At 34.6% G+C, this 8,216-nt stretch carries 8 protein-coding genes; all 8 read left to right on the forward strand.

Features of this window, described 5'->3' with window-relative positions; genetic code table 11:
* Nucleotides 1-228: 228 nt before the first annotated feature.
* The 8 genes from NG821_RS11940 (at nt 229) to NG821_RS11975 (ending at nt 8,117) form a co-directional block, all read left to right on the forward strand.
* Complete coding sequence (locus tag NG821_RS11940) at nt 229-549, forward strand: hypothetical protein (RefSeq protein ID WP_252761884.1); 321 nt, start codon at nt 229-231, stop codon at nt 547-549.
* A 1,112-nt stretch (nt 550-1,661) separates the two neighbouring features.
* Nucleotides 1,662-2,858, forward strand: coding sequence for a DUF3800 domain-containing protein (locus NG821_RS11945; protein WP_252761885.1), 1,197 nt, complete (start codon nt 1,662-1,664; stop codon nt 2,856-2,858).
* Nucleotides 2,859-3,138: 280 nt separating this feature from the next.
* Nucleotides 3,139-3,342 (forward strand): hypothetical protein, encoded by a 204-nt coding sequence (locus NG821_RS11950; RefSeq protein ID WP_252761886.1) that lies wholly within the window; start codon nt 3,139-3,141, stop codon nt 3,340-3,342.
* Nucleotides 3,343-3,696: 354 nt separating this feature from the next.
* Nucleotides 3,697-4,677, forward strand: coding sequence for a DUF4238 domain-containing protein (locus NG821_RS11955; RefSeq protein ID WP_252761887.1), 981 nt, complete (start codon nt 3,697-3,699; stop codon nt 4,675-4,677).
* Nucleotides 4,678-4,816: 139 nt separating this feature from the next.
* The gene (locus NG821_RS11960; protein ID WP_252761888.1) at nt 4,817-5,065 is read left to right on the forward strand and encodes a hypothetical protein; all 249 of its coding nucleotides are present in this window, start codon (nt 4,817-4,819) and stop codon (nt 5,063-5,065) included.
* Between the two features lie 119 nt (nt 5,066-5,184).
* Nucleotides 5,185-5,427 (forward strand): hypothetical protein, encoded by a 243-nt coding sequence (locus NG821_RS11965; protein ID WP_252761889.1) that lies wholly within the window; start codon nt 5,185-5,187, stop codon nt 5,425-5,427.
* A gap of 2 nt (nt 5,428-5,429) precedes the next feature.
* Nucleotides 5,430-6,293 (forward strand): hypothetical protein, encoded by an 864-nt coding sequence (locus NG821_RS11970; protein WP_252761890.1) that lies wholly within the window; start codon nt 5,430-5,432, stop codon nt 6,291-6,293.
* An 807-nt stretch (nt 6,294-7,100) separates the two neighbouring features.
* Entirely contained in the window at nt 7,101-8,117 is a 1,017-nt protein-coding gene (locus NG821_RS11975) for an LPO_1073/Vpar_1526 family protein (RefSeq protein WP_252761891.1), read from the forward strand.
* The last annotated feature ends 99 nt before the right edge of the window (nt 8,118-8,216 follow it).

Consider the following 8,216-nt stretch of genomic DNA (forward strand, 5'->3'; position numbering starts at 1 on the left):
TCGGGGAAGCGTTTTGAAAATTCTATCAGTTTCATTTTGACGAGGTTTTGATAATTGATGCAAAGGTAATGAATATCGGGGAATACTCAAAATTATTAATCACCCAATTGAGGATAATCATATTATTTTACATCCTTTCTAGCTTCTTATATCCGCGAACAACTTTTAGCAAACTGTGATAAGTTTTCTTTTGAAACGGTCATGTCACATCCTTCAAAGTTAGATTTTATGACAAAGGCAAAAAATGAAGTTTTTAAAGTCTATCTGTATTTTGTTTCTCTGATCAGTCCTGACTTGAATGTAGCCCGTGTCGAGGCTAGGGTGAAAGAAGGAGGTCATGACGTTCCTGAAAATAAAATTCGGGAACGTTATGAACGAACTATGAATAATTTGCTTCCAGCAATAGAAATTGCAGATGAATCTTATATATTTGACAACAGTGGTAATACCCAGAACCTGTTTGCACATGTAGAGGATGGAAACATCAACCTATTACTGAAAACGATTCCATCTTGGTTTCAAGAATATGTCTTAAAACAATTGAAATAGAATGCCTGTATTTCTGTTCACGGGATATACTCCATCAATCTTTCTCACGTTCTTTATACAACACCATCCCGGCAATACAAGCTACACAATCTTGCTTTCTTCACAGGTCTTGAACGGGAATAGAGTCACATACGATCACTTACTTACATTTGTCCTAGTAATACAAGCCATACCATCAGTCTTTCTTCTATTATCCGGCATAGGAATAGATGCCACTCCAAATCAATCATACTCCCGTTCTTTCACCACGCCTGATATTGGAATATCGTCCATATACAATCATGCATTTTAAATATTCGTCATGGGAGTACGAGCCACAAACAAGCAATACGTTAACTAGCTATATAACCTCGTCTAATACACCTGAAAAGTAGGGGGATACCCCGAAGAGAGCCTCAAGAGTTTTTAAAACTTTTGGGGCTCGTTCTTTTAGACCCCTTGTCCTGCCCAGGTTGAGGCTCAACGTGCCAATGCCATCCAGCTTTACTAAGCCTTTGAATTCTAGACAGCTTCATTGTTCATCCACGTACAAGACGTTGGAGCAAACTAACGAGCGCATAACCAAATTCAAAGGACCATAATCCCTATCTCACACGTCCTTAGAACTCCCCACATTATTATGGGAAACCTTAGTATTAACCTCTCCATTGATCCTATTAACTTGCAGATGAAATACCCCTGCATTATTACAGGGAATTCCTAGCACTCCACCACCTAAAACTATAGCGGTATAATTGAAGTACTTATATCTTAGAACTCCTACTATTTCAATTTACACCATATATATGAACTTTCAAGTTTGATAATCCTATTCCAAGGGAACCATGATACCCACATCTATGAAAACCACCAATATCCACATAACTAGAACATTAAACATTACAGATATAAAGGCTTAATTGATCATTTTACATGATTTTCAGCACTTTTTTGATATAATGACTAAAAAAACTTGCAGAAAGTATCTATATTATACAAAAAATCCGTAAATTTGTACACAGTGATTATGACGATTATTGCGAATGAACTTTGATATTTAATACCATAATGTCCCGCAGTTCTCGTAAATCATGAATAGATGATTATATTCAGAAGGAATAAAGAAAAGGAAGATGGCTAGGAAAATTTTAGCTTATATTGATGAATGTGGAGCTTATGGCTTTGATTTTACCAAATCAGGCAATTCTCCTTGTTTTATAGTTTGTGCTATTTTGATTAACGAGGGTGATAAGGAGTTTGTTGATTCGCAACTTACAAATATTCGAAATAAATATTTTAGTGGAACGGAAATCAAATCAAATCACATTAAAGGGAATCATAAAAGACGTATTAAGATCCTAAGTGAGGTTATAAAATTACCATTTACAATAGTTGCGTTGGTTGTTGACAAAACAACAGTATTTGCAGATTATGGCATAACAAAAAACAAAAAAACTTTTTATAAATTTATTAACCAGCTATTATACAATGAGCTAAGAGGTCCTTTTGCAAATTTGACAATTACGTCAGATGAAGTCGGAGAAAATGATTTCTGCCGTGAATTTTTAAAGTATGTTCAAGTGCATCGGAAGCAAATCTCGCTTTTTGACCAGGAGATATTTTCATTAAAAAATAGCAAAGAGGTGAATGGCGTACAGTTGGCTGATTTAATAGCAGGAACTTTATCTTATATTTATGATGCAAACAAGAAAAAATCTGTTCCTCAAAATATAGATTATTTCAAAATTCTGACTAAGAATATTTCGAATATAGCATTCTTCCCCCAATCATATGATGAAAATATGTTTGAACATAAGGAGGGAGATTCACATTATAGCCAAGAGATAGCAATGCTTACATATAGAAAGGCTAAGTCTTTTATTGATGATCATCAAAAATCAACTGATGAAGATATATCTCGACAAGTATTTGTGTTGAGATATTTAATGTTTCGTTTCAAATATAATTACCTACGGAAGTATATCCCGACTAAGGAACTTATTAAATCACTAAGAAATATGGGTTATGAAATGAAGTCAGAACAAATGTTCAGAAGCCGTGTTATTGCTAAATTGAGGGATAATGGGGTTATTATATCAAGCTCCCCAAAAGGTTATAAGCTTCCATCTTCAGAAAGTGAAATTACAGATTATTATCAACACGTCAATGGAGTTGTATTACCAATGATTCATAGGCTGGATATCTGCAATAAATATTTAAAGGAGGAAACAACTAATAAAATAGATTATATAGATAAGTTGGAATTTAGAACTCTCAAAAATATATTGGAAGCTTATGAGTCAAGTGACCATGTTCCTTTTACGAATTAAGCTAGAAAAAACTATAAATAACGATGACTTAATCATATCTTGTTATCCCCAACATTTTGTTCCTTTTTTCTTTATTTTTACCTATTAACCATAAAAATGCGAATCAATCCTTTACATATTCCGAAACTTTTATTACCTTTGTGTTATGAATCTTACTGAAACACTATCATTGTGAAGCCTTAGCTTTCTGATACGTTTCAGTCCCTCTCGTCCGACAGCTTACTTCCCTTTAGGGAGAAGCCGCTAAAAAAGAAATAAATGATCAATAAATTTTATTTTTATGAAGTATTACGTTAATAATCGGCAACAAGATGGACATGGTTATAATCATGAAGTCCACAAGGAAGGGTGTTCTTGGATGCCCTCAGATGTAACGTATTTAGGTGATTTTTATTCCGACGAAGATGCATTGTCGGCAGCTAAGAATTATTATAGTGATGCTGATGGTTGTGCACATTGCTGTCCTGACATCAATCATGGTTAATGCGTATAGGCTAAGTTTCGTTGTCTGAAGCTATTCTATCGATTAAACTCATTTGAGGAGGGTGTGTAAGCATAGAAATGTTTTCGACCTTCAGAGAGTTTTATGACGTACAATTATGGCATAAGCAAATTGGTTCTGTATATGGCCTAACGAAATCGCTCTTACGTTCGAAATGAGCTAGAAATGGGGCAGCCCCATGAAATTAAACTAAAGAGTATTGATTTCAGTGACTTAGAAGAAAATATGGCGGATGACTTTTATTTTCCCCTACGTGATGGAGATTATTGATGGTGGAACTAAATTGATAGGCAGTTGGTCAAAAAATAAGTGAACCCAATAAGATTGTATTATTTCATGAAACAGCATTATATACCTAGATTCTATTTGAGAAGATTTTCTGATGATGGCAAGTCCATTCATACGTATGACAAACAGTTGGCAAAAGTTTATAATGCCAGCATGATGTCCGTCTGCTGCGAAGATGATATTTATACTATCTCTGACGATTTCGTAAAGAAAAGCAATATGGAAGGAGGTAAAATCAACAAACTATCTCTTGAACAAGAGCATTTCGCAAGAACAGAAGAGCCGCTTTTCTTACAACTTCTAAAAGAGATAGATGAGATAAGGAATGAATGGGTTTCTGGTAAAGAGCACTATCGACTAAAACATATAGAAAAAAGAGAGCTTGCATTGCATATCGTAACATTGTTCTTTCGTCATCCCAAATTGAAAGAGTCTACTGTGAATGACTATCTTCGGATGGAAAATGCTGAGATTGATATGGTAAAGGCATTTTTAGCAAAACAAAAGAATGATGACTCCATTAATGATTTGAAGATAAACGTTACATGTGAGGCCCCTGTACTCCATGCCAATTTGACCTATAAGGATAATGAGACCCTTATGGGCTTTGCAGATGCGATTGCCAGTAATATATGGATTTTTGAAGTGAGTAAAGGTGGTGATTTCTATACTTGTGATTTTCCGATAGTTGTGGAACCGCACGTTGAGAATGCTAGACCCATGTATATGGGACTAGCCCAATATGGTGGCGAATTGACATTCCCTTTATCCCCGAATCTTGTTTTATCAGTATTCGATAAGGAGTATTTTAAGGATAAGGAAAAGGATGACTGCTCATTTATAATCGTTGGTGACAAAGAGATTAGACGACAGAATATGCTAAGATACTTCTATGCCTCACGACATGTATTCAGTATTAAGAATGATTTCAAGCTTATCGATATTATATATAAGATTAGAGGTGGACAGCATGTGTTCATGAATGCCAATTTCAAAACTGAGATAATAAGTGGATTAGGAAGATACTGACGTCAGGATTGAATATTAGGCTTCTCAAACAGTTTGAAGAATTTGGCAGTTGGCAGATGGTCATGTAAGCGTCCAAAATAGGCATCTTGCAAGAACCCTTAAAGGCTATTACATTTGTACTCACATTAGAAATCAAGAAATGATTCAGGGTACGACAGATCTTGAGAAACTGCTATTCCTCTACAAGACGGAAGGCAAGAACATGTCCATCCAGACATTTTGTGTAAACAGTGGGCTCAACTACCGTGCCTTTGACAAATCCGGTCAGTTGACTATAGATTTAAATCTCTTCAGTTTTATTCGCAATAAAAAATCAAAGATACTCTGGAGCGCCCTGTTTATAGGACGTGGACATCAATTGGACACGAACCATAAACCGTGGGTTTGATAAATTAAAATAACGTAAGCTGTGCGCTTGTGTTAATATTTAAAAATATATTAGGTTATATTTGAAAAATAAAAAATATAATTATACCTTTGTACATTACAATTATATATCGTGTCAAAATGGAAAAAGTTATTCGGAAACAATTAAAAGACATCGAAAAGCAACTAGATGAAATGTCTAAAAAAAATGATGTTCGGAAAACTATACCACATGAAGTTTCTCTTTCTTCTGATGATATATATAATACAATGATGTCTTCTTCTTTTAAGCGTATCTCTAATTCAAAGAAATCGGCTGTAAATTTTTTAAAGAGTGCCGGAATTTTTGGTGAAGACGGGCATCTTGCTCCAGAATATAGATAGAAATGGATAATTTATATTCTAAAAGACCTAATTTGATATTGGGTTTTCATGGATGTGATAAATCAGTTGCTGAAAAAGTAATTAATGGAGACTGTTTAAAGGAAAGTACTAATGATTATGATTGGTTGGGTCATGGTATATACTTTTGGCAGAATAGCCCAGAACGAGCTATGGAGTATGCGAGGACTGCAAAGAAAAGAAAAAAATCTACGATAAAAGAGCCTGCTGTCGTTGGTGCAATCATAGATTTAGGCAATTGCTTGGACTTATTAGAAATGAATCATATTCAAGTGGTAAAGAGTGCTTATAATGTATTTGGAAACATTGACGAAGAAGATAGACCTAAAAATGAACGGATACAAGATGGTTTCCCTATGCTTAGAAAATTGGATAGGGCTGTAATAGAAATGGTGCATCAAAAAAGGAAAGATAAAGAACATCTGCTTATAGAGGTCGAAAATTTATTAAGAACCATTTCGCTTTTGATAAAACTTAACGATAAAGAAAAATACAAAAGCATAATTGTTGATTGCTTTTTGAAATTGTTGAATATCTATAATAATAAGGATCTAATAGAATTATTCGGATTGAAATTATTAACGGACCTTTTCGACTTTATAAAAAATGGTGGAGAAAAAGAAACTATAATCAAAGAAATTGATGATATTGCTAATCAATTAAGAACTTTGGTCACAAAATTAGCACCGTATGATTCTGTACGTAGTTTTTTTCTTGAGGGATCTGAACTTTATCCTGATGCAGGATTTAGAGAAAAGAATCATATACAGATATGTGTATGTAACAAAAATTGTATAAAAGGATTTTTTATGCCAAGGGAAATGGATGATAATCATCCTAATCCATAATCAGTCTTTATTGTGTAATATTCCTTTGGTAAGTGCCAAAAATAGGACATCTTGCATGAACCCTTAACAAATGTTGCACTGTACTCACATATAAAATCTAATAATTATGTTGAGTACAAAAGTCTTTGAAAAACTACTCATCTTCTGCAAGACGGAAGGCAAGAACATGTCCATCTAGACATTTTGTGTAAACAGCGGGCTCAACTACCGTGCCTTTGGCAAATCCGGTCAGTTGGCCATAGAGTTAAATCTCTTCAATTTTATTCGCAATAAAAAATCAAAGATACTCTGGAGGGCCCTGTTTATAGGACGTGGACATCAATTGGACACATACGTATATCTAAATACTCGAAACAGTTTATTGAGGTGATGAGACAGGGTAGTCTTTAATCCAATTGACTGCTGGGAGGTTTGTGCTCCTTTGCCTAGCACAAAATATATGGGTGGCGCCAAATAAGGATATGTTGATACCGTGAAGACACAACTCCATGATGTTCCTGTAGAAAATATATTGGCTGAACCTGTTGTCCGTCATACGGCTCCTTGCATCGCTCCACTTGTTGGGCATAAAACGTAAACAGGCAGATGCAAAATCCTGTTGACGCTTTCAGATGGAGAGGCAATAAAAAGAATAGATTATGTTAGAATGGCTAAAAGATAATATTTGGATCTGGACGGTTGTTGTAGGAATTTGTACTTTAATAGGACTATTCATTAAGTTGTTTCACAGGAAGGATAAAAAGCATCGCAATCAGACGATACAGAATATTACTAACTCAAATGTCAATCAAGCTGGAAGGGATATAAATGCTAGATAAAGAAGATAAACAAGATATTGGCGGCGTTAGTAATTCAAATGTCAATCAGGCAGGTAGAGATATTAACTACTATGGTTTAAAACCTGCTGATATTATTCCACTTCTGAATGAAATCGTTTCTACAAGAATAAAGGAATATTCTGAAATAGCAATGGCTACAGTTAACAAGCGTTTGGATGAATTTGGTAAACAGTTAGTGGAAGAAGTTACTGAAAAAGTCATTGATAAAACAGAGCGTTTCACAGAACCATCAATACAATATGCAACAGGAGAGGCTGCATTGGGCTATGTCAAATCTGGCGATAAGAAGCAAAAGGAAGACTTAATAGACTTACTTATCGAAAGAGTTAAAGTTGATGAACATACTACAAAGCAGAACATAATTGATCAGGCAATTAAAACATTGCCCACTCTTTCTCCAAAAGGACTTTCTTTGTTAACACTAATAGTATATAGAGAAATAATTTTTTCTGGCGATAAAAATAAATATAAAGAGTGGCTTAATAGTGTTAATCCGTTACTTGAAGATTGTAAAAAAATAAATTCAATTGATATGGCTTACCTACAACAAAGTGGTTGTACTTACGGAGTACCCATGATTTTCCCACATGAGAACTTTGAAAGGGAATTGTTGAGAAAAGAAGACTTATATTTTCGACATGACATAATAGGTAAACAATATGATGAATTGCTGAGAATTTTAGGCTTAAGGAAGACACCGCATGGCATAATTGGCATGAAGAGTTGTGATGAATTTCTAAATCTTTACTCTGTTATTTTTATTGACCCAGAAAATCGAAGAAGTTTTTTGAATCTCTGTTCCTCCGATTCTCTTGACAAACTTATTAACACACTCGCATACTCTGCCTTGAAAGACAAAATAATTCAGGCTACCAAGCTTGCACATCCTTATACAGAATCAGAGGTTAGAACCTTTCTTATCGAACAAAATCCAAATTGGGAAGTAGCTCTTAACTTTGTCTTAGCCTGGAAAAAGTTGACTTAAAGAAGTTAAATTTAAACCAGGAAAGAGATGAAAAAATATTACGAATTCACGGAAGCAGAGCAACGGTCAGTCCTGAAGGATTACTACGAGGGCTGTATG

Origin of the sequence: Segatella cerevisiae (assembly GCF_024054555.1) — a bacterium.
Taxonomy (GTDB): Bacteria; Bacteroidota; Bacteroidia; order Bacteroidales; family Bacteroidaceae; genus Prevotella; species Prevotella cerevisiae.